We start from the raw sequence: 26,520 nt of genomic DNA, 5'->3' as shown, positions 1-26,520 counted from the left end.
AGCGACTAACCGCAATAACAAAAACTACCGACCATCGGTGCGAACATACCTCTATCCTGCTGATGAAGTTCATCTCGACCGAAATGACCCTGATACGTTAACTAAAAGACACCTCTTACATGCCATGGCATTTTAGAGGTGTCTTATTATGTTCATAACTCATTTTCAGCTCAGACGCCGATCTTTGACCTTTTGAAAAGAACAGCGTTCGCTTATTTTACAGCCGTATTCTTGAAAAAGTCGATGGGCGCCGTGCCTTCGGCTTTCCATACCGTGCCGCGCTGCTCATACTGGAATAAGTTTTCTACAGCGTTAGCGATCTGCGGCCCCAACTCGCGTTCGACCAAATATAGAGCTACGTCCAATCCTGAAGTCACGCCTCCGCCGCTGACCAGGCGTGGTCCATCCTCAACAACTCTGGCCTCTACCGGGATTGCGCCCGCGGCACCTAACGCAGCCATGCCAATCGGATTGGTCACGGCATGTCGGTCTTTCAGCAGTCCATCCATCGCAAGCAATAAGGAACCTCCGCATACCGTTGCTACCGTCACTTCTTTATCGTTCATTGCCTGTTTGATCATGCTGGTTAAGGACGTTTGCTTCGCCTTCCAAAGAAGGTTCGGAATGGTATCAGGAGTATTTCCCGCCGGCTTGCCGGCAGCACCAGGCACCACAATAATTCCCGGTTGATGGGGGTCCAGCTTGGATTTCGCTTCCAGAGAGGGTCCACCAAGCCCGCTCGGAACAGAACGCTTGCCTTCTGCGGACACCAGTTCGACCGTCACTTTGTCACCGGAATACATACCCGCAGCGGCAAATACTTCATAGGGCGCCAAGGCGTCGAGCAAATCGAATCCATCGAACAGCACGACTTGAACATGAAGGTAATCCTTCCTGTTTTGATTGTCTGGTGCAGCATTTGCACTTGCGGCGGGGACAGCCAGACTAAGTACCAATGCCAATGATAAAAATAACGCAAACATCTTTCTCATTTCTGAATCTTCCTTTCTCTTCGCACCAAGCCCAGGCAGTATAGCTCATGCGTTTTTTATTAGCAGTAGAATCATATCAAGCGAATATCACAAACGGCGTTCTATAAAAGTCACAAAAGGATCAACAACTCCTCACAATACATCGAACCATGAAAATATGAAAATCTTGACTCCAAAACGAGAACAATCCTTAACCCATCGCACTAAAGCAAACTCTATAATAAAACTTGTCATGAACAATCTTAAGCCTTGGACGGTTAAAGCACAGGAGATTTATTTTACAGAATGTTTTTTGCGCGGATGAAGGAGGCGTTAAACATGAGAATAAGACGCAGGCATTTCAGAGCAGCAGTCCTTGTGTCCATTGTGGCAGCCGTTCTTACGGGGTGTGCTAAAGGGACGGAACCAGCAGCGGTCGCGCTGTCTTCGGCTGATATCCCCATTCAGCCGCAGCAGGGGAAGGAGCTCATTTGGAACGGGAATATCCCGTATGATCTCCCGGTCATCGATTTCGTCGATTCCATAAACGGATTTGCGGTCAAAGAGCGCACTGACGCTCAACTAAGGCTGCTGTCCACCCAGGACGGCGGGACACAGTGGCAGGAACAGAATTTGCCTGGGAAGTATATACGCAGCCTGGATTTTATCAATGCCAAAACCGGGTATGCTTTGGTCGAAGACAACTGTTCCAGCAGCGCAGGACAGCTGCAGTGCAAACAGATCCGTCTGCTGAAAACCGGAGACGGCGGCCGCAGCTGGATTACAAAATGGAAATCCGAATCCCAAGAGGACCACAGCCAAGGCAATCCCGTTCTGCGGAAATTGTCGTTCGTAAATGAGGAAAGCGGGGCGATGCTTGTAAACGGCCGCCTGCTGCTCACACAGGATGGGGGAAATCATTTTCAAACGGCTGTGTTTGGAATTCAGGACTTCAGACCGATCAGCACCAGCTTTCCGAAAGCCGGCACCGGCTATGTGGTCGGTACGGTCGGCAAGGATGATACCAAGCTGGCTGTTGTAAAGACTAATAATGGTGGGCGGACATGGTCCAAACAGCTAGATCTCTCTGCGAAGGATTCGCCCTTGTCCGCCTTTCAAATCCAGTTTGCGAGTGAAAATACCGGATGGCTGCTGACAAATGAGAAGGGGATGCTGAGCGGGGACGTCTACCGTACTGTTGACGGTGGTAAGCATTGGACTAAAATGAGCACTCAGCGGACGGGTCGTCCTTATGTAAACGGTATTCAGCTGATCGACGGGAATACCGGCGTAATTTCGCTGCACCCGGGCGCGGGACCGAGCGAAGGAGGCATTTGGCTGACGAAGGACGGCGGCCGCAGCTTCACCAGTGTGAGCAAGGCGGTGGCGGTAAATCAGGTACAGATGGTGTCCACTAAAGCAATATGGGCCGCCGTCGACGGGATGAACGGCTCCGATTTTCTCATTCACTCGACTGACGGGGGAATAAGCTGGCAGGAGTCTTATCCGCTATCCGAGCCGTATGGCAGTCCGACAGAGGACATGGCTTTTATCAATCGTCAACTCGGATTTGGCATCGGGACTCAGCTGGACAGCGGTAAGGTCCTGAAAACGATCGACGGAGGGGCGAGCTGGAGGATCATCGCTTCCCTGGATTCTTATATCCGGCTGGAGAAAATCAGCTTTGTCAGTGAGAAAGAAGGCTTCATGATTGCCTTCCGGGATAAGGACCCCCAGCATGTTTTATTGAAAACCCAGGACGGCGGGCTCACCTGGCATGAAGTTTACAGCGAATCGCTGAACAAGCTGGGGATATCCGACGTTTCAGCCTTCCGTTTTTTTGACACAAATCATGGCATCTTGTTCGCCACAGGAGAAGGGAAGGCTATTTATCGCACTTCAGATGGCGGAAAGACCTGGGGCAAAACGCTGGTGAGCAAAGAAATTAGTGAGATGCAAGTCTCCTTGACCTCCTATACCAGTGGATGGCTGCTGAAGGAGACGGACACCAAGGGAAGTCTTGAGCTCATTCGGTTCGGTGCGGACCATTCGGAGGAGACGGTATTGACGCTGGACAAGGACTGGTATCCGGATGCGGTGTATTTTAGCGATGAAACGCACGGATATATGCTTTTTGAAGATTTCGAAGCCAAAGACGGTGTGATTACCCGCTTACTGACGACGAATGACGGGGGCCGCACCTGGACGGATCATCCTTTTCCCGCAGATGCCGAGATGGTAGACGTCCGATCGATTGGCTTCTCCGATCCGCAGCATGGCTGGATTCAGTTCCTGCAGGGGACTGCCGTGACGGCTGATGGCGGGCTGAGCTGGTCCGTACAGCAGTGATCATCGACAGGGCTAGCCGGACATCGGAGAAGCTGAAAACATGTGCCCATTTGCTGCCGCCAAACGGCGGCTTTTTTTTATCCTTCGCTTATGTGATCGGTGCCATCTGCATCGCATTCTATCAGCCATTTGACCACGGCGAACTTGCTTATTGGATCGGGAAGCCCTATAGCAATCATGGTTATTGTACCGAAGCCGCAAAGGGAATCGTTCGGTACGCCTTTGAAGAAATGAGGTTAAACCGCGTATTTGCGCGTCATTTTGGCAAGAATCCCGCCTCCGGTAAAGTGATGGCTAAGGTGGGGATGAAATATGAAGGCACGTTACGACAGCATGCTAAAAAGCAGGGGAAATACGAGGATCTTGTGTATTATGGACTGTTGAAAGAGGAACATCTTTCGATGAAATGACCGGCAGCGGGTCACATGCTGCATGATCGGCTGCCGGAAAGTACTAATTAAAGAACAGATGGTACGCGCAAAGTTGAATTTGCAAACGGCTACCTGCTGATTGCACGCCAAGCATCCAGCTGTCTCTGCACTTCTTTACGCACGTCTTCAATACCTGCCTGCTTCAGTTCATGATTAAACTTGGGGAGGATCGCGCCAACATCGACAGAGCCCGTCATCAGGCTGGGGTAGTATTTCTGCCAGACCATCTCAATGTTATCGGTTTGAGCCGTCATTTTGCTAAGATCCGGCGTAAATCCGAGCACGGCCGACTTGACGACTCCAGCGTTATATTGACGGAACTGCTCCCATTTATCGAGGGGATCCGGGTAGTCGCCGCCCATCGTATTCAGGATAAACCAATTTCCTTGAGTATACTGTACTCCAGCATAACGGGACGAGCCATCGGCTCCATCCTTATCTTTTGAGGAGATGGGGACAACCTGCCCTTTGGCATCAAGCGTGTAGTGCACGCCTTCAATACCGTAATTAAATAAGTTCCGTATTTCCGGATCCGTGTTCAGCAGATTCAAAAACTTGATGCTCTCGGCGGGATGCTTGGTGTTGGCATTGACCGCCATAATACCTCCCCGGACCGATTCCGTGGTGACAACGCTCGGCGTGACGGGATTCGCCACAACCTTGTAGCCGCGGTCCTTGCTCCAGGTCGTCTCCGAAAGGGGACCGCCGCCGGAGGATTTCCAGAATACTTTGGCGCCCCGCTTCAAGCCTCCGGGTTCCCGCAGCGCGGCGTCCTTGTTAATGAAGCCTTCCTTGTAATAACGTCGCAGCGTATCCAGAATCCGCCGCGCTTCCTTGGTTTCGAATATATTGACAACCTCGGCACTCGGATCCAGCGATTTGATCATTAAGGGAATCTTGTTGTTCATGATGTACTCATAGCCATCGAGTGCAAAGAAATTGTGCGAATCCCGATCAAGCTCCATCGGCACGTAATCCGGTTCTTTCTGTTGAATCATCCGGAGAACAGGCTCAAGCGATTGCAGCGTATCGTACTTGGAAATATCGATATGGTATTTATCCACGATAGAAGCAGGGTACATCCACTGATCGCGCACAGCCAGCTCCTTATTAGTCGGAATGCCGTATATGCCACCGTCATTCATGCGAACTCCCTGCCAAAAGATCGGATCAACCTCGTCGTACATCTCCTTGCCCAGTCCCTGAAGGTAGTCATCCAGCCTCAGCCAGGCACCGCGCATCGCCGTGGGGGCGTAATCGGGAACAAAGGCGATGTCGAATGGACTGCCAGCGGATATGAGCGTGTGCAGCCGATCTTCATATTCCTGCCAACCGACCTTGATGTACGTGACGGTGACGCCGATTTTGGGTGCCATGATTTCGTTAATCTTATCGTTGACGAGCTGCAAATCCTTATCAGGTTCTCCAATCGTATAATAAATCAGATTGACCGGTGCGCCGTCATCGGAGTCGCTATTTTGGCCGGACTGACGAAAGCAGCCTGTCGACGATAAGAGCAGCAGAATCAGAGAGAGGGTCATTAAGAGCGGCTTGCGTCTATCATTCATGACCACCAGCAGCCTCCTTTCCGAAAAGTACGCAGCTTAAGCTTTTCCGCGGAGATCGGAAGGAGACTTTCCGAAAAAGCTATGAAAGTGCGTATAGAAATAATTGAGATTGTTGTAGCCGACAGAAAACGCGATATAAGATATTTTCTCTTCGGTTGAACGGATTCGGTCCTCTGCGAGCAGCATCCGGTATGCCATGAGGTACTCCGAAAACTTCATACCGGTTTCTTTAAGAAACAGCTGTCCCAGGTAAGTACTGTTCATTTGGAAGCGCTCCGCTACGGATTTTAACGTTATGTTCTGGGCGTATTCCAACTTGATCATCAGCAAAATGCGGTTGACGAGCTTGGAAAGGTGCTCATATTGAACCCCTAATACGGGATCCCTGTTCAGGTTCTCGCTGTTCTTATCGCCGATCGTACCGTTAAGATCCTCGACAATGATTTTCTCAATGACTTGCTGCAGCTTGGTGCGCTCCACCGGTTTGAGCAGATAGTCTTTGACACCGCAGCGGATGGCTTCCTGAGCATATTTGAATTCACTATAGCCGCTCATTATAATGTATTTCGTCGGGATCTTAAATTCGTTAAGCCTGCTGATGGTCTCATACCCGAGCGTCTTGCCAATGCAGACATCAAAGATGGCCACGTCCGGCTGCAGGTCAACCACTTTGGTCATGGCTTCCTCGGTCGTTTCACACGTTTCAATGCGGCCAAACCCGTATTGGTTCCAGTCCAGTATCCGTTTCATGCCCTCCAAAATTTGAGGCTCGTCATCCACAATCATCAACTTGTACATGTTCAATCACCTCTTTTGATATACGTACCGCAATCTTGACCCCGGCTTCCTCGTTATTCGCGATTTCAATCGTACAGCCGTCCCCATAGAAGAAATGCAGCCGCGTATATACGTTGCGAAGCCCGATACTTCCGGAGGAAGCGTCATCCTGGTTAAACAGCGTGCGCCGAACGGTATTTAAACGCTCCGCCGGGATTCCCTGCCCGTTATCCACAAATTCAAGCACATACCCGTCATCGGCTTCCCAGCCATTAACGACATACAAATTAAACTCATGACCGGCATCAAAGCCGTGGATGAAGAAATTTTCCGCGAGCGGCTGCATCCAAAATTTCACGGTCGGGATCGAGAGGAGGGCCGGTTCGACATTGACCTGATAATAAAAACGTCCTGGATACTTAAACTCCATAATCTCCAAGTATTTCTGCAGCAGCTCCAGCTCGCTGGCAATCGAAATGATATTTTCCTTCTTCACGATTTCGCGGTAGAGCGTCCCTAAAGTCGCAATGGCATCGGCGGTATCTGTGTCCCGGTTGACCAGCGCAGTAGAGCGGATCACCTCCAGCGTATTGTACAGGAAGTGCGGATTAATCTGGTTCTGAAGCGCTTTCATTTCGGTTTCCTGCTGCTTTATTTTCAGCAAATATTCATTGCGGATGTACTTATCCAGCTGCTGTATCATATCATCCAACTCACGGGCGATCATTCCGTATTCGTTTCTCCGGTACCGGGCCGGGCGGCTCGTCGTAAAATTGGCCGTTTTGACACGTCCGATCGACTGGATAATGCGGTGAAGGAAGAGGGCATCATCCCGTAAATTGTAGACAATGAGCAGCAGTACGCTGACCATCGCGGCCAGCACGATCAGGAAGAGGGTGATCAGCATCCCGGCATGCTGACGAATCAGCGTGGACAAATCGATGATGCTGACGAATTTGAAATTAAACTTGGTGGAGGCGAAGGTGACATAAAATATCGGCTTCAGCATTCCCCTTGAAATAATACCGTGTGTGCGTCCATTTGCCGCAGCCAGGCGGGACATCTGCTCCAAATCTTCGCCGTGTCCGCCGATCAGGTAGATGTCGCCGGCAGCACTGACGGCCGCAGCTTCGCCAACCCGGAAATTTTGGACCGATCTGAAAACCTGCTCACTGCTGACCAAAAAGCGCAGCTCTCCGAATTCCTGAGAGCCCAGCGTAGGATTCGACAGTTTCTTGCGGTATACGAAGCCTTTCGTAATCGTGTCATGAAAAGCCTCGTCCTTATTCGGAAGTCCGAACGTATAACTGGCGATACCGTTATCGTTAAAGCGTACTACATTGCCGTATTCGCCGGTGTGCAGGCTGATCTGCGTAATCTCGCCCTGCGCCCAGCTGTATAAGTAGGTCTTGAGATCTTCGGGAAAGGAAACCAGCGGCTGCGAGTAGATGCTGTGATCCAGCCTGCTGGTCAAGTAACCTTCAGCGCTGCTGCTCGCAAAGCTTCTGGCATCGTCAAGCAATCCCGGATTGGAGTAAATCCGCTGCATGTAAGCCTCGATACGGTCGGCGTCATACTGAAGTTCATTCTCCACGCGCGAGAATGCGTTCGCCGCCTCGATCCGGGCATTACCGACCCATTGGTTGAGCAGCATGGCACAGGTGAGCGTGCCCAGCGTGAGTCCGATGCTCACGACGAAGATGACATAGGCGATAAACTTGTGGCGGTAAATTTTGATTTGCAAAAAAGAGCCCATAAGACACCTCGATTGACAGCAACTCGTCGAAAGCATGAATGCTAATCCCAATGTACCACGATTAGTGCAAAGGTACCACGATTAGTACGAAACTTCATCGATGGGAAGGAAAAAGCATCCCTTAAGAGAGTCTCATTAAGGGATGCGCTTCCATTTCTTTTACTTGAAGTAGTTATCGATTTGTTCTTGAGCCGCTTTCATAATCGTATCCATGCCGGCCGACTTCAGTTCAGCGGTAATCTTCGGCACCATTTTCTCCGGATCGGATGCGCCGGTAATAAGTTCATACTTGTATTTGTCCCATACGGCTTGGCAGTTCGCTACTTCGGTCTGCAGATTGCTGATGTCCAGTGCGAAGCCAAGGATCGTGGAGGAGGAGGCCGCTTCGTTCAACTTTTTAACTTGTTCCCATTGATCTTCCGGAGCGCCTTTCGTCACCGCCAGATTAAAGAACGTGCCTTGGGTGTAAGCAGCCAGCGGCCAAGTATCGGTTGTACGCTCGATGACCTTTTCGCCGTCGACGTTTTTGTAGTCTACGCCCAGCTCGCCAAAGGCCAGCATGTTGCGCAGCTTCGGATCGGTGTTGACCAGTTCAAGGTACTTCAATGCTTCCTTCTGATATTTCGAATTCGCCGAAATCGCGTTCAAAGAACCTTGAATTGTACTCGTGGTGTAGATCGGTCCGTAATGCTGAACCATGTCGTATTTCTGGACGTTATCATTGATCTGCCAGCTGATTTCGGCGCCAGGGAAGGCTTGTGCCGCAAAGAAAGGTCTGCCTTTATCAGCTTCGGTTTTGGTCGGAGCATCCGGATTGATGATGCCGTCTTGATACCATTGATGCAAAAGCTTCAGATTAGCCATAACGTCAGGCTGTTCCAGAACAGAAACGACCTTGCGCGATGCATCGTCCGCTTTCACGCCGATCGGAGGGAAGCCCAGCGTTAAATCGTCATAATCGTTAAAGAATCCGTTCAGGCCTTCACCTTGGGTCATCGGCAGCGGGTAGAAGCTTTTACCTTCCCCGGCCTTCATATCATGAAGCGGCTTATCCAGATCCTGCAGCGTCTTGATGTTGTTAATGTCGATATTGTACTTCTGCACATACTTGTCATCGAATACCCAATACTGCGTCAACGCGGAATCTTTATAAGTCGGTACGGAATAATATTTTCCGCCGATTTTGGTGCCGTCCCATACGTTTTGCGGAATCAGCTTATACAGGTCAGGCGTTTCGCTTTGAACCAGATCGGTAATGTCGGCAAAAGCGCCCATCGCAACCTGCTTGCTGTACTTTCCGCTGTTCGTGAACATGATGTCGAAAGGCTCGCCGGTATTGACGATGGTGTTCATCTTCGTATCCCATTCGCCCCAGCTGGCGACCTTGATGTCCACTTTCACGCCGATCTTTTCGGCCGTGTAGGCATTCATGGCGTCAACCGCCTTGCTGAAGTTGCTCGGCACCTGGCCGCCGATCGTCCACCAGACCAGCGTCGGAACATCCTTGGTCGTTGTCGAAGTTTCCTTCGACGGCTCCGTGGTTGTCTCCGATCCATCGGCTGTAGAAGCGGGCTTCGAACCGCCGCAGGCCGCCAGAGCTGTGGCCAACAGGGTCAGCAAACAGAGCGTCGAGATGAACCTGAAAGATCTTTTCATTCCAAATCCCCCTTATAGATGTTGAATCACCGTGATTAGCAGTGATTTATCATAAACCAAGATGTCTTGGCTTATTTCGTCATTATCCTTTAACAGCACCGACCGTAAGCCCGGAAATAAAATACTTCTGGAAGAACGGGTAGGCGCAGGCTACAGGCAAAACGATGAGGATCGCCACAGCCATCCGCGCGGATTCCTTCGGCATCGTCGCAACAAGTACGGCGTAGCTGACGCCCATGCTTGCGGCATTCTTTGCCAGGGCATCGACATTGCTCATCAGGCTGTTGAGCAGGGCCTGCAGCGAGTACAGGTTCTGGTTATCGATATACAGCATCGATTGAAACCAGTCGTTCCAGTAGGCGAAGCAGAGAAACAATCCAATCGTCGCGATCACAGGCAGCGAGATCGGGAGGACGATAGAGAAGAAGATCCGCAACTGGCTCGCGCCATCGATTTCCGCCGATTCGATGAGTCCATCGGGAATCGTGCTTTTGAAAAACGTTTTGCAGATGATCACGTTAAACGATGAGACGGCCAGCGGCAGAATCAGGGCCCAGATGCTGTCTTTCAGACCCAATAAATTCGTATTGATAAAGTAGCTGGACACCAAACCGCCGTTGAACACCATCGGAATGAATACGATCCAGGTCAGAAACCCCTTCAGCTTGTAGTTGGGGCGGGAAATGACGTAACCCATGGATGCGGTCAGCAGGACGCCGAGCACGGTCCCAATCACAGTGACAAGAACCGACACACCGAGCGCCCTCAAAATTGTCGTCCCCTGCTTGGCGATATAGGCGTATGCATCACCCGATAGTACGGTCGGCAGTAAATGATATCCCGTCTCACGGATCGAGTCTTCACTGGAAAATGAGATGGACAGAACCACAACGACAGGAATGACACAGATCAGCGCCAAGACGATAAATATCAGATGGAAAATGACGTCGACGACTCTGTGGGTACGATTAAATTTCTCCAGGCCCGTATCGTAAGCCGTTCTTGTTGACATCGACCCTACCTCCTTACATCATTGCGCTTTCCGGATCGATTTTGCGGACAATCCAGTTAGCGATCAGAATGGTGGCACAGCCCAGGACGGACTGCACGAATGCAGCAGCGGAGGCCATCCCGACAGTAGCGGTTTTCAGCTGCTTGTATACCATGACATCGATGGTCGTAGACACGTTGAACAAGGAATTGGAGTCCCGCGTGACCTGGTAGAACAAGCCGAAATCGGTGTAGAAAATGCGCCCGACCGCCAAGATGAACATCATGACGATGACCAGCTTCAGCATCGGCAGCGTAATGAATCTCGTCTGCTGCCAGATCGAGGCGCCATCGATAACCGCGGCTTCGTAATACGTGCTGTCAATGCTCGTGATGGTGGCCAAGTAGATAATCATTCCGTAGCCAAGGCCTTTCCAGACGTTTAAGAGAATCAGGAAGAACGGCCAGTATTTCGGTTCCATGTACCAGTTCACCGGATCGCTGCCCATACTGACGAGCATTTGATTGACGATCCCCTTATCGAAGCTTAGGAAAGCCCAGCCTACGGCGGATACGACCACCCAAGATAAAAAATAGGGAAGGAACATCATCGTTTGATAGATTTTGCTGGCCTTCCGGCTGTGCAGCAGTCCTACCATAATGGCGAATAGAACAGGGAGGACGATGCCAAGAACGATAAAGATCAGGTTGTATCCAATCGTGTTGCGGATAATGATCCAAGCATCGTTCGATTTGAACAGGAACTCGAAGTTTTTGAAGCCGATCCACGGGCTGTTGAACACATTGCTCAGGAATCCGCCGCTAATTCTAAAATTTTTAAAGGCGATAATGATCCCAAACATAGGCAGAAAGCAGAAGAGGATATACCATATGGTCGTCGGCAAGGCGAGCAGGGTCAGTTCTGTATCCTGCTTGTGCCAATGCGGACGTAAGCGCTTACGTTTGTGGCTTTGCTCGGCTTTTGAACTCATGTTAGTCACTCCTTCCGGTGGTTTCTCTATTGCAGCTTGCGCTTCGTAAATTCATTGTATAAAAGGAAGATTCCATGCTTCCAGATAACAAACTTGATACTATAGTCAAAAAACGTTAGGTGAACATGAAATTTTGTCGAAATAAACGCATAAAGGCACCCGGTTCCTACGACCGGATGCCTTTTTTAAATGGTGAATTAAGGAGCTTATTTGAATGATTATCGATGGGATCATCTTGAAAAGCGTTAGCGGAATATCTTCTATCCGTCCAACAAATTAGACACGAGCCAGGGCTTGATGACCTGAAGCACGGTCTCCGGGTGCATGGCTTTGGTATGGTCCATCCCGTCTCCCGTTAAGATACGAACGTCCCAGCCCCTTTCTTCCAAAGCTTGTTGGTTTCTCTGCAATATCCCGGCAATGTCCACAGTGACGCCGCCGAAGTTTTCCCCATACACGATCGTATCTTTCTCTCCGGCAAAAGCCAGCTTCGGAACGGCCGGGTTCAGACTCACCGCCCGATCGTCAAAATCCATCAAATGCTGGTACAGCGTCATAAACTGTTTGGTCTGATTCGCGTCGATCTTGACCTGAACCTGGTCCCAATCCACCTTTTCCGGACTGCTCGAATCCTGCCAATCTTTCATGATAGGGGTATTTTGATTGCGTACAGCTTGTTCATAAGTACTGCGGGTCACCACCATCATTTCTTTATAGGGCCCGTCCAATGGCGGAAATCCGCCCATGATCAAGCTCTCCAGCCGCTCCGTACGGATAGCCAGCTGCAGACCGACCAGCGCCAGCCAGGAGTAACCATAATAGCTAAAATGGCGGACATTCATTTCGTCGGCGATGAGCAGGAGATCTTCTACGATCTGGTCTGGTGTCAGATGGTCGGGATTGGGGTGCTTCATGCGATGGCCTTCATAGTCAAAGTACAAGACTTGGAACATATCAGCCAGTCCCTCGACGAAATGCTGTCCGGATTCGGGGTCGACCCCCCACAGCTTAAGGCTCTCAGCTTCTTGGCCGTACACAGATTCCTTGGCGACAGGCAGCATGATTGTTTTGCCTCCGGGTCGTCCTGCCAAACCAACTTTGATTTCGGATGAATCCTTGAGCTTGATGACTTTCTCCATTTATTTCACTCCCCAATGGTTTATACAGTCATCATATAACATTCATGCAATCTTTCGGTTTCGGTGATTAACTTACTTGATATACTTGAACTTATTGCAAAAGTATATTGTTGTAGCACTTGAAGGTACAACTTTAAACTATATCTCAGATCCTTCTCCAAGATTCCGTAAATTGCTGGATTCTTCGCAGCCCTTCAGCGATTTCCCTCTCTGTCAGATTCCCGTATCCGAGTACCACCTTACCGGGGGAGCGGCCTTTTAACACCGCATAGTCTTCAAAAGATGAGAGGCGGACGCCGAGCCCTTCCATGTTGTGCCAGTCCACCGGCCCGTAAGCATGCTGCTTAAAATGGAGCTGGACATGCATTCCAGCTTCGTCACCCAGCAGTTCGACGCGGTCGCCGAATAAGCGGCGGCATTGTTCCGCTATATATACGCGTTTACGTTTGTATATCGCTCTCATTTTGTGAATATGCCTGTCAAAATGCCCGTCCAATATAAAACGCGCAAGTGCCGATTGCATGATACCGGAAGTTGTCAGGTTTAGTTCCGTTTTGGTGCGAATGACCGGCTCGATCAGTTCCGGGGGGGCAACGAGGAATCCGATCCGCAGGGCGGGCGACAGCGTTTTGCTAAACGTGCCTGCATAGATGACCTTGCTCGGGGCAAGAAGCTGCAGCGGAGGGACCGGCCCGCCTTTATGCCGGAACTCGCTGTCATAGTCGTCCTCTATGATATAGTGTCCAGCCTTTTCAGCCAGCGCAATAGCCATCTGCCTCCGTTGAATCGAGAGAATGCTGCCTGTCGGGTATTGGTGGGAAGGCGTCAGCACGATCAGACCGGCAGGTGAGTTATGCTCGATCCGTTGGATCTGCATTCCTTGATGATCAACCTCGACCGGATGGATAGTATAGTTTAATCTTTGGAAAATATCACCGACAAACCCGATCGTCGGCTCTTCGGTGTAAACCGTATGAAAACGGTCCGAGAGGGTAGACGCCAGCAGCAGGATTCCTTCGGAGGTTCCCGACGTAATGACGATTTGGTCCATGCTGCACGCCATACCTTTGACCCGGTACAAATAATCGGCAATAGCCTCACGCAGTGCAGGCAGCCCTTGAATATTGCCATACGAAAATATGTCTTCCACCGCCGAATCGGTAATTTCCCGTACGTATTTGCTCCAAAGCCTGCGGGGGAAATGAGACAAATCAGGCAGACCTCCGTCAAAGTCGATGAGCTTCGGTTTCTTAGGAACGGACTCGGATTGAGCGGTTGATGCTGATGAAGGCATAGGGTCGATTTTCATAGCTTTGCGGGTTTCGATGCCCTCAGCGACAAACGTTCCGGAGCCGGCTCTGGACGTCAAATACCCTTCGGCGGTCAATTGCTCATACACTTCGATCACGATGTTGCGCGCAATCCCAAGGTCCAAGGCGGCCCGACGTGTCGGAGGCAGCTGGAGACCGGGTGTGAGTGCACCACTCTCAATTTCCTGACGCAGGTAACTGCATAACTGCTTGGTGACCGAACCTGCCCCTGCAGCAGCTCTAAATCCGAACATAGCCATGTCTCCTTTACATTGGTTCTTCTTATATACAACTTTCCGGCTCCTATGATGACCAATTATCACCATTATACGGAAGCTGAAGAACACGCACAAAGGGGGTGAAAGGATGTTTAAACGTGCAATGGGTGCCGAGTGGGGCAGATTGCCGAGCTTGTGGCTTTGAAAGAAGAGGAACTTCCAGATTGATTAACGTAAGATATATTATGTAAACTAAAGCTAATTTGATAAAAATTTATCATGCTGAAGCCGCCTGCCTTGCGGCTTTTTTGCGCTATTAAAGCATGGGTAATCCATGTCCTTATCAAAAAAACAAATTCCGACATGTTTCGCGCACTTTTGCAAAATAATGATTGAAACCGTTTTAAAAATGTAATATACTCTTATCACGATAATAAATTATTATATTGATAAATTTTATAACAACACATAAGGTTTACAGGGAAGGAGACCATCCGTACATGAATGATAACCGGCAGTTCCTTGAGAAGTTTTTTCCAATTGCCTCATTTATTGCGGCTATTATTGGGCCCAAATGCGAGGTCGTAGTCCATGACATCAGTGATCCGGAACGATCGATTATTTTTATTGAGAACGGTCACATCAGCGGGCGTAAGGTAGGAGACGCGTCCACGGACTTGGTCTTGAAACTGCTGAAAGCGGAAGCATACCGGGAAGAACAGTTTATCGCCAACTATAAGGCTTCGGGAAAGATGGGGCAAAGCTTTAGATCGTCCACCTTTTTTATCAAAAACGACGACAACGAGCTCGTCGGGCTGATGTGTCTGAACATTGACATCACCCACATGGAGGCTGCGGCAGAATGGATTCAGCATATTTTACAAGGCGGTTCGCCGCTTCCTCCAGCTTCAATTGAGGCTCCGCAGGAAGACAAGCAGTCCAAGGAATATTTGCAGGGCAACGCGGATGATCTGCTTACTCATATGATCGCATCCGTCATCAGCAAAATAAATATTCCTGTCGACCGGTTATCCTCACAAGAGAAAATCGAGCTCGTGCGTGAGTTAAACGAGCAGGGGGTATTCTTGCTGAAAGGCGGCGTTTCCCAAGTCGCCGCAGCATTAGCGATATCCGAGCCTACTGTCTACCGTTATTTGCAGAAGCTTAAGTAATCAGGAACTGGCATACGCAGGATTAAGGAAAGGTGACATCCATGAAATATAATTTTGACCACATCATCAGCAGATACGGCACGAACAGCGCCAAATGGGACGGAATGGCCCAATCCCAGGGGAAGGACATGATCGCACTGTCCGTCGCGGACATGGATTTGCCGGCGCCGCCGGTTGTGGTGGACCGGATAACGGAAATGGCCAGACACGGCATTTACGGTTACACCGATCCGTTCCCGCCATATTACGAAGCGGTACAAGGCTGGCTGTCCAAAGCTTATGATTGGCAGGTGCCGCAGGAATGGATCGTATTCTGCCCACGAATCGTACAAGCCGTCTCGGTTCTGATCCAGAACCTGACGGAGAAGGGGGACCGCATCCTCATTCACACACCTGCTTATCAACCCGTCGCGAAGGCGGTAGCGATCAATGGCAGGCAGTTGGTTGAAAGTCCGCTGCTGCTTGTGAACGGACGATATGAGATCGATTTTGCAGATATGGAAGCGCAAATGAAGGATGGCGTGAAGATGGTCTTGCTAGTCTCCCCGCATAATCCCACCGGAAGGGTCTGGACGATCCATGAGCTGGAGCGGATCAGTGAGCTGTGCATCCAATACGATGCGCTGATCGTATCCGATGACATCCATGCGGATTTCATCCATCAGGGGCACGAGCATACCGTGATCGCCAAGCTGACGGAGCAGGTGGCAGACCGTTCGATCATTTGCACATCCCCGGGAAAAACGTTCAATCTCGCGAGTCTGGAAATCGCCAACATCATTATTCCTAACGAGCAGCTGCGGAAACGCTTTAAAGATGGGCTGCAGCAGGCAGGGATTCATAATCCGACCTTTTTTGCCGTGCCTGCCCTGGAAGTGGCCTATACGGCTTGCGATGAATGGCTGGACGAGCTTCGCGCATATATAACGGACAACATCGCCTATACGATCGATTTTATACAGGCCAATATGCCCGAACTTAAAGTCATTCAGCCTGAGGGTACCTATTTATTGTGGGTGGACTGCACCGCCTGCGGGAAGGTTGAAAGCGATTTAGTGGATTGGATTCAAAACAAGAGCAGGGTTAGTGTCAGCTACGGAACCTCATTCGGGGCGATTGGCGAAGGCTATATCCGCATGAACGTTGCCACTCCGAGGTCTCTTCTTCGGGATGCGCTGCAGCGTATGGCAGATCATTATCCTTTGCACGAGAAGTAGTTCACAATTCATTTATCCCAGGGGGAATACAACGATGACAGAGCAAACGAAGGGAAAACAAATCAAAGAACCGACGCTGTTTTTGGCCTTACTTCCGATCATAACGATGGTGGTACTGCTGTGCTTGGGATACGTCATGTTCGAGCTGCCGCCTGAACCGCTCATTATTGCTTCAACGGTTGTCGCGGGGATCATTGCAGTTAGGCTGGGGCACAGTTACAACGATATTTTGAATTCCATTGCCCAAAAAATAGCCAAAACGATGCCGGCCATTCTAATCCTGATTGCCGTAGGGCTGATGATCGGGGCATGGATGGTGGGCGGCACGATTCCGATGATGATTTATTACGGGCTTAAAATTATTAACCCGCAGTTTTTGCTCATCACCGCCTTTTTGGTGACGTCGGTCGTATCGGTCTGTACCGGTACGTCATGGGGCTCTGCAGGAACGATCGGGGTAGCATTTATGGGCGTTGGCGCCGGACTGGATGTGAATCTGGCAGCCGTTGCCGGTGCGGTGGTTGCCGGTGCCTACTTCGGCGACAAGCTGTCGCCGCTATCGGATACGACGAATATCGCGGCCCTGTCCACAGGCGTAAACTTGTATGAGCATATCGGTCATTTGCTGTACACGACGCTGCCTTCGTTTATCGTAGCCGGAATCGTCTATGTCATCACAGGTTTGAATACACATACGGCAGGTGCAGGTATCCCTGAAAAAGTAGGGACCATTATGGATACGCTGGGCACGATTTACCACTGGAATTTACTGCTCATCGTCCCGATCCTCATCGTGTTGTACGGCTCGATCCGGAAAAAGCCTACGCTGCCGGTCATGCTGCTGTCTTCAGCCTTTGCCATGGCGAACGCATTGATATTCCAGGGCTTCACATTGCATGATGTCGTAAGTTCTGTATTGAACGGGTTCGATATCGGGATGGTTCACGTCCAAGGATTCGATCCGGCTGCGGTCATTCCGGATGTACCGAAGCTTTTGAACCGCGGTGGAATGAACTCCATGATGGGAACATTGTTAATCTGTTTCAGCGCAATTACGTTTGCCGGCACCATATCGCTCACCAAATCGCTTGAGCTGATCGTGAACCGAATCCTGAAGCATGTACGCTCGACAGGGTCCATGATCGTTGCAACGATCGTGACCGGATTGACAATGATCGGCGTCACAAGCAACGGCCAAGTGTCCATCCTGATGCCGGGCGAAATGCTGCGCGAAGCATACATCCGCCGTGGACTGCATCCAAAAAATCTCGGGCGGACCGTCGAAGACTCCGCTGCGATTACGGAACCTATCTTGCCATGGACGGCAGCAGGCGCCTACATGGCCGGTACGCTGGGCGTCGCAACGCTCTCCTATCTGCCATGGGCCATGCTGTGCTGGACAGGGATCATTTTCGCCATGATTTGGGGCTTCACTGGTTTTGGGATCGCCAAACTGACGCCGGAACAGCAACAAGAAATGCTGCAAGAATATGACGGTCCGAATGCAGAAGAGTTGAATTTGAATACAACGGCTCCGACGAAGGCAGCCCATACGAACTAACGATAACCTTAATTTCCATTCAGGTACTTGCAAAAATACAGGTTGACGTTGACCAGGTTTTTGCAATTCCCATAAACATTTATACGTGCTTTCAAGCGCGACAAGGAGAGAGAAACCATGACAACACAAGAGAGACAAACCATCGCAACAACCGAAGCTCCAGGAGCGATCGGACCATACTCCCAGGCAGTTCAAATCGGTAATATGCTGATTACATCCGGACAACTCGGTATGGACACAACAGGCGTGTTCCCAGCATCCGTAGAGGAACAGACACAGCGATCGCTCCTCAATGTAAAAGCAATTCTCGAATCAGCGGGCTTTACCATGAACGATGTGATTAAAACGACGGTATTTTTGCAGGATATGAACGATTTTCAGAAAGTCAATGAGGTGTACGCCACGTTCTTCACAGAACCTTATCCGGCACGCAGTGCGGTTCAGGTAGCCAAGCTGCCAAAGGGTGGTCTGGTGGAGATCGAAGTGATTGCCGTCAGGGTTTAATTTGAAAATGTAGACATAACAGCCCCTTGGTTCTCCAAGGGGTTGTCCTCTTTTCGCGGGACTAAATGCAGCACAACAAAAGCTGGCCAAGATCGGCCAGCTTTTTAAATAGGTGGTATACATAATGGTTAAATAGATGCGATGGAGCGGCTTACTTTACTCGAATTTCCCTTCAAAAACAAGTTCGTTCAGCGGGCGGCGGTCATTTGGCACTTCGCGCTGCTGGATTGCTTCCGGAAGTACGGATTTATCGCCCAGGTAGCCGAGAGCAATCACGGCGTGAAGCTCGATGTGATCCGGTACGTTCAATATGTCACGGGCTTTATTGCGGTCAAAACCGCCGATGGCATGCGTATGCAGACCGAGGATCGTCGCTTGAATCGCCAAGGAAGCCCAGGCTGCGCCGGCATCAAAAGCGTGCGCACCGTTCGGGTCGCCGTTTTCTCTAAGCTTGTCGGAAGCGACAACAATGAGAACTGGCGCACTGGATGCCCATGTTAAATTGAATTCGTTTAAAAATGAATGAAATGTGCTGAGCTGCTCTTCGGTTTTAGCGACGATAAAGCGCCAAGGCTGATCATTATAAGAAGAAGGAGCCCAATGTGCGGCTTCAAGGATGGTATAAAGGTCCTGATCACTGACTTTACGGGTGGAAAAAGCCCGTGTAGACCAGCGATTTAGAAATAGCGGGCTTACCGGGTATTCGGATTTGCGCTGTCCTTGCACCTCCGGCAAAATTTCATTGACGATGGATTGAACGTTGCTCATATGCGATTTCTCTCCTTTTTAAATAAATATTTGCAGTGTTGTCATTGCTGCTTACTTAAACTTACGTACTTACTAATTAAATATAATTAAATATATGATTTAACTTGGATATAGTCAAATCAAAATCTTTAATGGATGATTAGGTATATTTACAGAATGACCATGGCCGCAAGCAGGGTTTAGAGACGAATAAAGAGAATTCTAGATGCATCTCTTATAGTGAGAACGGTTACGGTGAACCGGCAATTTTGCATGAAGAACAATTGTAGTCTCTACGAATGTATCGAAAAAACAAGAAGCGAATATCCGAACGAGAAGAAAGGTGGCAGCAAATGAATCAGAACGATCAAACATCCCGGTTAGTCGAGTGGCATTCTATATTGGAAGCGGTTTCTAACCGGTTTATCCCGGAAAATGAATGGCCGTCTGCGGCCAACGGAGGAGCACTCGTCTATATGGAACGTAGGGCGGATGAGGATCCTTCAGCTTGGAACAAGCTGATCGAACCCGGCCTCCGCGCACTCGAGTCGGAAGCATTGGCCCGGTATGGGCACGCATTTTCAGAAATGTCCGAGGAACAACAGGATGGATTGCTGCAGGATGTCCAGCATGACCGGGTCCGCGATTGGCCTGTTTCGTCCGCAATGTTCTTCAACGCATTGTTGGAGCTTGTCGTCGAAGGCTATTATGGAAATCCTGAATCCGGCGGGAATCGCGAGGGTAAATCATGGGAAATGATCGGTTTTCGGCCGGGTCCGGTATCCGGCCAGCAGGGATCGCCAATCGAAGCCGATTTGCCTTTACGAACACTAGATCAGCTTCAAGACCGCTACGATGCCGTCGTGATCGGAGCCGGGGCGGGCGGATCGGTAGCGGCGGCGGTGCTGGCTGAGTCGGGCATGCGCGTTCTCGTCATCGAACGGGGCCGTTGGCTTCGGTACGACCAGGTAGGCCGGGACCATTTGCGCAACCACCGGCTGAGCAAATTCGGCCACAACACCGGACCTGATCTGGAGGGCAGTCCGCGTACGTTTCTTGCTGAGGCTGGGGAAGAGAGAATCACAGCTCCGCATGAAGGAGATTACCACAACAATGCCATGACGGTTGGCGGCGGTACGCGGGTGTACGGCGCTCAGGCCTGGCGGTTCCATCCGGAGGATTTTCGAATGGCAAGCCACTACGGCATCCCGGACGGGAGCTCCCTTAGCGACTGGCCGATCTCGTACGAGGATCTGGAACCTTATTATGTGAGGGCCGAATGGGAGGTGGGCGTATCCGGTGACGGGAACGCCCACACCGGGCATGCCAAGCGAAGCCGGCCTTACCCGATGCCGGCGATGCCCTTGACGACGGAAGCGCGGCGGCTGGCGGAAGCGGCAGCCCGTTTGGGATGGGACGCCGGATCGGTCCCGCTGCTGATCAACTCGGTCGAACGGGACGGCAGGCCGGCATGCGGACAGTGCGGCCAATGCGTTGGCTTCGCTTGTCCAACCAACAGCAAAAACGGGGGACATAACACGATGCTCGTCCGGGCGGCCGCCTCCGGTAACTGCGATATCATCTGCGATACGATGGTGGAGCGGATTGAGACGGAAGGCGGGAAGCGGGCCACCGGGGTAAGGCTGGTGCAGGAAGCAGGCGGGAAGATCCGGCGTCAACTGGTGGCAGCCGGTCAAGTCATCGTAGCTGCCGGCGCGATCGAAAGCGCGCGTTTGCTGCTGAACTCGGCTACCGATGCAGAGCCGGACGGCATCGGCAACCGTTCCGGCCAAGTCGGCCGGAATCTGCAGGGGCATGTCTACACGGGCGCGTACGGTCTCATGGACGATCCGATCCAGGACGGTCTTGGCCCTGGTGTCAGCATCGCTACGCTTCGCTTCGCCCATGACAATGGCGGCGGCGTGATCGGTGGCGGACTGCTTGCCAACGAATTTACCCGGCTTCCCCTTATTCATTGGTACAGGGCACTTGCTCCAGACGCTCCGAGATGGGGGCTGGCAGGCAAAGAAGTGATGCGTGACAGCTATTTGCGCACCAGCCAGATCCAGGGACCGATTCAAGAGATCCCGACGTCGGAATCGAGAGTACGTCTCTCACGAACGGTCAAGGACCGTTTCGGTATGCCAGTCGCCCAGCTCTCGGGCCAGGTTCATCCGGAGTCGCTTCGGGCGGCAGCGATGCTGGGCGAACAGGCCGAGAAGTGGCTCTGGGCTGCCGGTGCGCGCCAGGTTTGGCGAACAACTCCGGGAACCGGGCTTAGCGGCGGACAGCATCAGGCAGGCACGCTTCGGATGGGGGATGATCCCGCCACTTCGGTCACCGATCCGATGGGACGCGTACACGGTTACGACAACCTGTGGGTGAGCGACGGATCCGTGCATGTAACCAACGGTGGAGTGAATCCGGTACTGACGATTCTAGCTTTGGCATTCCGCACTTCGGAAAACATCGTGAAGCATGGCTAAAACGGTTATCAGCTGTAAATACCAGAATGTTAGTGAGATAACCCTCCATCAATTGGCGTGAGGAAAGTTCGGTTATAACCTTTTATTACCATTTGATTGTGGTAGGATGATTGTATATGGAATCGAAATGATTCCTCACGCACAATACCTTTCTGAAAGGAAGCACATCGGATGAAGCTGGTTATCACAGGAGCCACGGGAAACTTAGGCGGGCTCGTTATAGACCATTTACTGAAAAAGATTCCGGAAAGCCAGATCATTGCAGTCGTTCGAAATCTGGATCAAGCTGCTTCGCTGACGGAGGCAGGGCTGGAAGTCCGCCAAGGCGATTACAACGATCCGGAAACGCTTCGCGCAGCTTTTGCAGGCGGGATCAAACTGCTGTTTGTATCCAGTCCGGATACCGATGATCCGCTGCGGATCGTTCAGCATGCCAATGTAATCAAAGCCGCCAGAGATGCGGGGATCAGGCATATTGCCTACACCAGCTTCGCTTTTGCCGAGGAAAATCCGTTTGCACTCGTTCATATGGCGACCGAATATGCTATCCGCGCGACCCGTATTCCATATACCTTTTTACGAAATGGCGGATATGCGGAGTTTTTCATCAATGACCACCTTCAAGAAAATGTAGAACGCGGGGCGATCTTCACCAACACAGGCACAGGGAGATTGAATGCGGTCAGCCGCAGCGATCTGGCACTTGCTGCCGCGACGGTACTGACCGGGGAAGGACACGAAAACAAGGAATACACGCTGGTTTCCAATCGTCCATGGAGTTTCGATGAGTTGGCGGAAATTCTCTCCGAAGTTTCAGGTAAGCACATCATCCATCAAAAGGTTTCCTTCGACGAAGAGAAGGCCATGCTCGTTCAAGCAGGCTTATCGGAATCTTTAGCTCAAACGACGGCCTTTATCTATAACACTGTTGCAGAAGGAACTATGGAGAAAACGACCGACGATTTACATCAATTGATCGGACATCAGACGACGCTTAAAGAACTTATAACAAAAGCTTTGCAAGCCTAGGCAAAACTGGTAGACAGCCGCTTGAAGTGTTCGTGTCCACTGCGAACTGCTGGTCCTAGGTAACATTCAAGAAGGGCAACGGGTGAGGGTTCACCTGATGCCCTTCTTTTTGCCGCGTCCCAATGTTCCCTTACATGACAACCGTGTAAGTTTGGTGTAAGAATGAACCCTAGGAGAAGTATGAATCTTGGGATAAAATTGCATGAGATATCCACTCATTTCGCAATAGGGAGCAGAATTTATGGCAAAGAATCGCAAGGTTATCCTGATCATCACCATCCTTTATACAGTCCTCATTTTGTACTTTATGTTTTTTGCTTTTGGTAGAATCGGGGCATCGCACCAGATTACAGAGTACGAATTTATTTTTACGCCCCTTGATTTTTATCATGTACCGGATTTGACTGATTTGTTTCGATTTTCCTTAATGGCTCTGTTTGGTTTTGGCAACTTCGCTGCATTTATTCCTTTCGGCTTTTTGATTCCGATGTTGTTTCCCATGCGCTACGTTCGATTTATTACATTGTTCTTTTTGTCCATCATGGTGGTCGAAACGGTGCAGATGCTCTCTTATCTGGGCAGCGGCGATATCAACGACGCGATTCAGAATTCAATAGGGGCTTCCATCGGATACGCGGCTTACAAATTAGGATCAAACGCAAAAACGATAAAGAAGCAGCTTGTGATTTCCGGATTTTCCGCATTGTTCATTTTCGCTGCCGTATGGGGCTGCTGCGAAGTTATCGAAACGGCGCTGACAAAAAAAGAAGGACCGTTCATTGCAATCAACGAAGTGAAGGACGCCAGTGGAAATACAGTTCAACACACAGCACCATATCGTTTTGAGTTGGGCCGCGAACAGGTGCTGCCTCAGTACAATGTGTTCAGTTTCAAAGAGCAAACTGCAGCAGTTTACACCTCTGAACTAAGGGGAAGAGATATCATCCTCTACTTCAAGTATGGAGCAACGGGGAAGCTGGGAGGAACACTTGCGATTTCGGTCGATGGGCAGCAGCTTCTGCTGACAGAAGCACCAACCTATCAAGAGGGAACTGCTGAAACGTACGAAATTCCAATTGAGAAAGCGAATAAACTAACGATCACCGTTAAGGGAAATGCGAGATTGTGGGATCTCGGTTACAGGGAAATGAAGTATTTCTGGAATTAGTGCTTGTTGAAGCGCGAAAGTTTATGATTCATTATATTAATCATTTATGTGATTAATTATCGAGAACAGGGAGTGTCCTTGCTGCGGAGATTCCTTGTTTTTTTGCTGTAAATGGTGGTTTTCCGTCCTTTCGCACACAGCTAAAATGCTGAATACATTGGAAAATTTTATTGACAATCGTCATTAAATATTGTTTCATTTTATTAAACTAAGTTGAATTTCATTCTATTTAGGAGATCAATCTGATGGAATTGGGGAGTAAGATCCGAAAAATTCGCAAGGACCAAAATCGGACCCTGGACGAAATCGCTCATGCCTGCGGCTTTACCAAAAGCCTGCTGTCCAAAATCGAAAACGGAAAAACGGTGCCGCCCATCGGCACGCTGATCAAAATCGCCGAGGCGCTTGGAACCAAAATATCCATCTTGCTTGATGACAGCGACCAAAACGGGACGGTGTATACCACAATGTCGGGGACCCTGGATAAGATGGTCACGTCGGAGAAAGGATATTCGTTCTCGGCCATCGCGGCCGAGCGGCCCGAGAAGTTGATGCAGCCCTTTTATTTTGTAGCGAAAAAAGGGAAGACGGAGAAGCGGACGGTCTCCCATGTCGGGCAGGAATTCATTTATGTGCTCGAAGGGACCATGATTTATTATGTCGGCCAGGAAGCTTATACACTGCATGCCGGCGACAGCCTGTATTTCGACTCCTACGAAAATCATAAATATACGCCCATCACGGATGAAGTAAAGTACTTGTCGGTTTTCTGTTCGGATTCCAAAGCTTGAGTCCGTCTAACCGACAATGCCCGGTAAGTTGATGTCTGTCCTTGTTGTAACATGCTCATACAGGATTCTTGTAAACGGTTGGCAGCGCCATCACCTTCAATTTACTTGAAACCCGGATGGGCATTTTTTGTACCATTCATACGCAAGGGGGATTGGATATGCTGAACGTCTTAGTCGTTGACGACGAACCAAAGCACAGACAAGGGTTGTCGCGGATGCTGAAAAATCTGAAGCCAGAGTATCACATCTTTAATGCCCGGGATGGTGCGGAAGCGCTGGAAAGGATGGAGCTCCATCCGATCGATTTGGTATTTACCGATATCCAGATGCCGATCATGGACGGACTCGAATTCGTGGAACATTTGACCCGCCGCGGGGGGAGCGAAAGCGTGGTAATTTTGAGCGCATACTCGGATTTCGCCTATGCACAGCGCGCGCTGCAGCTCGGGGCAAGCGATTACCTGCTCAAGCCGGTGGAAGCCCAGAAGGTTACGCCTCTCCTTCAGAAAGCCGAACATAAGGCGGGAGCCCTGCGTGAGGCGACCATCGAATCGGCTTTGTCCGAATTGCTGAAGGGAAGTCCTGCCGAAGCAGAAATCACTTTGCTGCAGAGATCCTTTTCAGGCTGGAGACGCGGAATCTCGCTGGGTGCCGTGATCCACACAAGCGGTGCGGACCGGAAGCGGATGTTGTCCCTGCTTAAACGCATGCTTGCCCGCATCATGGAGGAAGCCGGACTTGCCCATGCCTTTTACGTTACGGATCAATGGTTGACGGGGGTGATCCTTAGCGCCGACGTATCTTTTGACATCATCTATGCGCTTGAAGCGCAACTGCAGGAACTGATCGATCATTTTCGAAATGACCATGAGAGGGAACTAACATTTGGCTTTGGCAAGTATTTTACGGAGTGGGGGCAAGAAGCACATTCATCTAATCAGCAGGCCCGAATTGCACTTCAAAGCTTATTTTACGACGGGCCGGGGAAATTGTATAAGTCTGACCAACAGAACCCTAAAGACCCGTCCGCGATCATCCATTTAGATGCAGGCAAACTGGCCAAAGCGATTCTATCCGGCAAAAAGGATGGCATTCATGCGTGTCTTATGACTGAACTGGATCGTACATTGGCCCAGGGTTATCCCGATCCTTCCAGGTTGAAGTATTCCGTCGCCGCCTCGATCCACCATGTCACTTCAATTTTGAAGGAGAAGGGGCTCTCTCACACTCCCGATGCCGTTTTTGAAGGAGCACTGATGCGCTGCAGCCGCATGGACGAATTACGGGAGACATCGTGCCAATGGGCTCTAGATATGGCCAATCATATAGACCAACGGAGACAGTGTAAAAGTGAGACCGTGGTGGACAGCTGCAAAGCCTATATTGAAGCCAACTATGGTGAGGAGGATTTGTCCCTGAGCACGCTGGCCGTGAAGTTTCATTTTAACCCTTCGTATTTTTGTATTCTGTTTAAAAACCACACCCGTATGACCATCCACCAATACATCACCCATATCCGAATGAGGGCGGCGGCCAGCCAGCTGCTGCATACCTCCCAGAAAGTTTATCAAGTGGCCGAGAACGTGGGCTACAGGGACGTGAAATATTTTATCCGGCTGTTTCGGAAGGAGTACGGCACAAGTCCGGATGAATACCGCCATTTATCCGCTACCCGCATATAAGGAAGG

At 50.4% G+C, this 26,520-nt stretch carries 21 protein-coding genes; 11 read left to right on the top strand and 10 right to left on the bottom strand.

Going from position 1 to position 26,520, the window contains the following annotated elements; translation table 11 throughout:
- Window positions 1–212: 212 nt before the first annotated feature.
- Window positions 213–992, bottom strand: a complete 780-nt coding sequence (locus tag K2F33_RS23880; protein WP_263878938.1) for a DJ-1/PfpI family protein — start codon at window positions 990–992, stop codon at window positions 213–215.
- Between the two features lie 318 nt (window positions 993–1,310).
- Between K2F33_RS23880 and K2F33_RS23875 the strand changes: the two genes are divergently transcribed.
- On the top strand, window positions 1,311–3,320 hold the full coding sequence (locus K2F33_RS23875) for a WD40/YVTN/BNR-like repeat-containing protein (RefSeq protein WP_263878936.1): 2,010 nt from the start codon (window positions 1,311–1,313) through the stop codon (window positions 3,318–3,320).
- Window positions 3,317–3,730, top strand: coding sequence for a GNAT family N-acetyltransferase (locus tag K2F33_RS23870; RefSeq protein WP_263878934.1), 414 nt, complete (start codon window positions 3,317–3,319; stop codon window positions 3,728–3,730). Before K2F33_RS23875 ends, K2F33_RS23870 begins: the two co-directional genes overlap by 4 nt.
- Before the next feature lie 89 nt (window positions 3,731–3,819).
- Here K2F33_RS23870 and K2F33_RS23865 read toward each other — a convergent pair whose 3' ends face one another.
- From K2F33_RS23865 to K2F33_RS23830, 8 genes are all read right to left on the bottom strand, one after another.
- Entirely contained in the window at window positions 3,820–5,319 is a 1,500-nt protein-coding gene (locus tag K2F33_RS23865) for an ABC transporter substrate-binding protein (RefSeq protein ID WP_263878932.1), read from the bottom strand.
- A gap of 36 nt (window positions 5,320–5,355) precedes the next feature.
- A complete protein-coding gene (locus K2F33_RS23860) occupies window positions 5,356–6,117 on the bottom strand; it encodes a response regulator transcription factor (RefSeq protein ID WP_089547290.1) in 762 nt (253 codons plus the stop codon).
- Entirely contained in the window at window positions 6,092–7,852 is a 1,761-nt protein-coding gene (locus K2F33_RS23855) for a sensor histidine kinase (protein WP_145019583.1), read from the bottom strand. The genes K2F33_RS23860 and K2F33_RS23855 overlap by 26 nt, the downstream gene beginning before the upstream one ends.
- Window positions 7,853–8,011: 159 nt before the next feature.
- Complete coding sequence (locus K2F33_RS23850; protein ID WP_089547292.1) at window positions 8,012–9,508, bottom strand: ABC transporter substrate-binding protein; 1,497 nt, start codon at window positions 9,506–9,508, stop codon at window positions 8,012–8,014.
- Between the two features lie 82 nt (window positions 9,509–9,590).
- On the bottom strand, window positions 9,591–10,520 hold the full coding sequence (locus K2F33_RS23845; protein ID WP_076165561.1) for a carbohydrate ABC transporter permease: 930 nt from the start codon (window positions 10,518–10,520) through the stop codon (window positions 9,591–9,593).
- 13 nt (window positions 10,521–10,533) lie between these two features.
- Window positions 10,534–11,490 carry an ABC transporter permease gene (locus tag K2F33_RS23840; protein WP_263878928.1) on the bottom strand — a complete coding sequence of 319 codons (957 nt, stop codon included), beginning with the start codon at window positions 11,488–11,490 and terminating at the stop codon, window positions 10,534–10,536.
- 260 nt (window positions 11,491–11,750) lie between these two features.
- The gene (locus K2F33_RS23835) at window positions 11,751–12,629 is read right to left on the bottom strand and encodes an alpha/beta fold hydrolase (RefSeq protein ID WP_263878926.1); all 879 of its coding nucleotides are present in this window, start codon (window positions 12,627–12,629) and stop codon (window positions 11,751–11,753) included.
- A 145-nt stretch (window positions 12,630–12,774) separates the two neighbouring features.
- Complete coding sequence (locus K2F33_RS23830; protein WP_263878924.1) at window positions 12,775–14,193, bottom strand: MocR-like pyridoxine biosynthesis transcription factor PdxR; 1,419 nt, start codon at window positions 14,191–14,193, stop codon at window positions 12,775–12,777.
- A gap of 464 nt (window positions 14,194–14,657) precedes the next feature.
- On the opposite strand from K2F33_RS23830, the gene K2F33_RS23825 reads away from it, so the two are divergent.
- From K2F33_RS23825 to K2F33_RS23810, 4 genes are all read left to right on the top strand, one after another.
- Window positions 14,658–15,329 carry a helix-turn-helix transcriptional regulator gene (locus tag K2F33_RS23825; RefSeq protein WP_089547296.1) on the top strand — a complete coding sequence of 224 codons (672 nt, stop codon included), beginning with the start codon at window positions 14,658–14,660 and terminating at the stop codon, window positions 15,327–15,329.
- Window positions 15,330–15,370: 41 nt separating this feature from the next.
- Entirely contained in the window at window positions 15,371–16,546 is a 1,176-nt protein-coding gene (locus tag K2F33_RS23820) for a MalY/PatB family protein (protein ID WP_263878923.1), read from the top strand.
- Between the two features lie 34 nt (window positions 16,547–16,580).
- On the top strand, window positions 16,581–18,107 hold the full coding sequence (gene nhaC, locus K2F33_RS23815) for a Na+/H+ antiporter NhaC (RefSeq protein ID WP_263878921.1): 1,527 nt from the start codon (window positions 16,581–16,583) through the stop codon (window positions 18,105–18,107).
- 117 nt (window positions 18,108–18,224) lie between these two features.
- Window positions 18,225–18,611 carry a RidA family protein gene (locus tag K2F33_RS23810; RefSeq protein ID WP_076165546.1) on the top strand — a complete coding sequence of 129 codons (387 nt, stop codon included), beginning with the start codon at window positions 18,225–18,227 and terminating at the stop codon, window positions 18,609–18,611.
- A gap of 156 nt (window positions 18,612–18,767) precedes the next feature.
- On the opposite strand, the gene K2F33_RS23805 is transcribed toward K2F33_RS23810, so the two are convergent.
- Complete coding sequence (locus K2F33_RS23805) at window positions 18,768–19,379, bottom strand: nitroreductase family protein (RefSeq protein WP_076165544.1); 612 nt, start codon at window positions 19,377–19,379, stop codon at window positions 18,768–18,770.
- 332 nt (window positions 19,380–19,711) lie between these two features.
- Between K2F33_RS23805 and K2F33_RS23800 the strand changes: the two genes are divergently transcribed.
- The 5 genes from K2F33_RS23800 to K2F33_RS23780 all read left to right on the top strand — a co-directional run bounded on the left by K2F33_RS23800 (window position 19,712) and on the right by K2F33_RS23780 (window position 26,514).
- Window positions 19,712–21,844 carry a GMC family oxidoreductase gene (locus K2F33_RS23800; RefSeq protein ID WP_076165542.1) on the top strand — a complete coding sequence of 711 codons (2,133 nt, stop codon included), beginning with the start codon at window positions 19,712–19,714 and terminating at the stop codon, window positions 21,842–21,844.
- 171 nt (window positions 21,845–22,015) lie between these two features.
- Window positions 22,016–22,873, top strand: coding sequence for an SDR family oxidoreductase (locus K2F33_RS23795; protein ID WP_076165540.1), 858 nt, complete (start codon window positions 22,016–22,018; stop codon window positions 22,871–22,873).
- Between the two features lie 241 nt (window positions 22,874–23,114).
- On the top strand, window positions 23,115–24,041 hold the full coding sequence (locus K2F33_RS23790; RefSeq protein WP_076165538.1) for a VanZ family protein: 927 nt from the start codon (window positions 23,115–23,117) through the stop codon (window positions 24,039–24,041).
- A gap of 245 nt (window positions 24,042–24,286) precedes the next feature.
- Window positions 24,287–24,832 (top strand): helix-turn-helix domain-containing protein, encoded by a 546-nt coding sequence (locus tag K2F33_RS23785; protein ID WP_076165536.1) that lies wholly within the window; start codon window positions 24,287–24,289, stop codon window positions 24,830–24,832.
- Window positions 24,833–24,990: 158 nt separating this feature from the next.
- Window positions 24,991–26,514, top strand: a complete 1,524-nt coding sequence (locus K2F33_RS23780) for a response regulator transcription factor (protein WP_263878906.1) — start codon at window positions 24,991–24,993, stop codon at window positions 26,512–26,514.
- Window positions 26,515–26,520: the final 6 nt, after the last annotated feature.

It is taken from the genome of Paenibacillus sp. PSB04 (assembly GCF_025809195.1).
GTDB classification, from domain to species: Bacteria; Bacillota; Bacilli; order Paenibacillales; family Paenibacillaceae; genus Paenibacillus_AQ; species Paenibacillus_AQ favisporus.
Note: the sequence above shows the minus strand (reverse complement) of the source record. Positions and strands in the feature narration are given on the sequence as shown.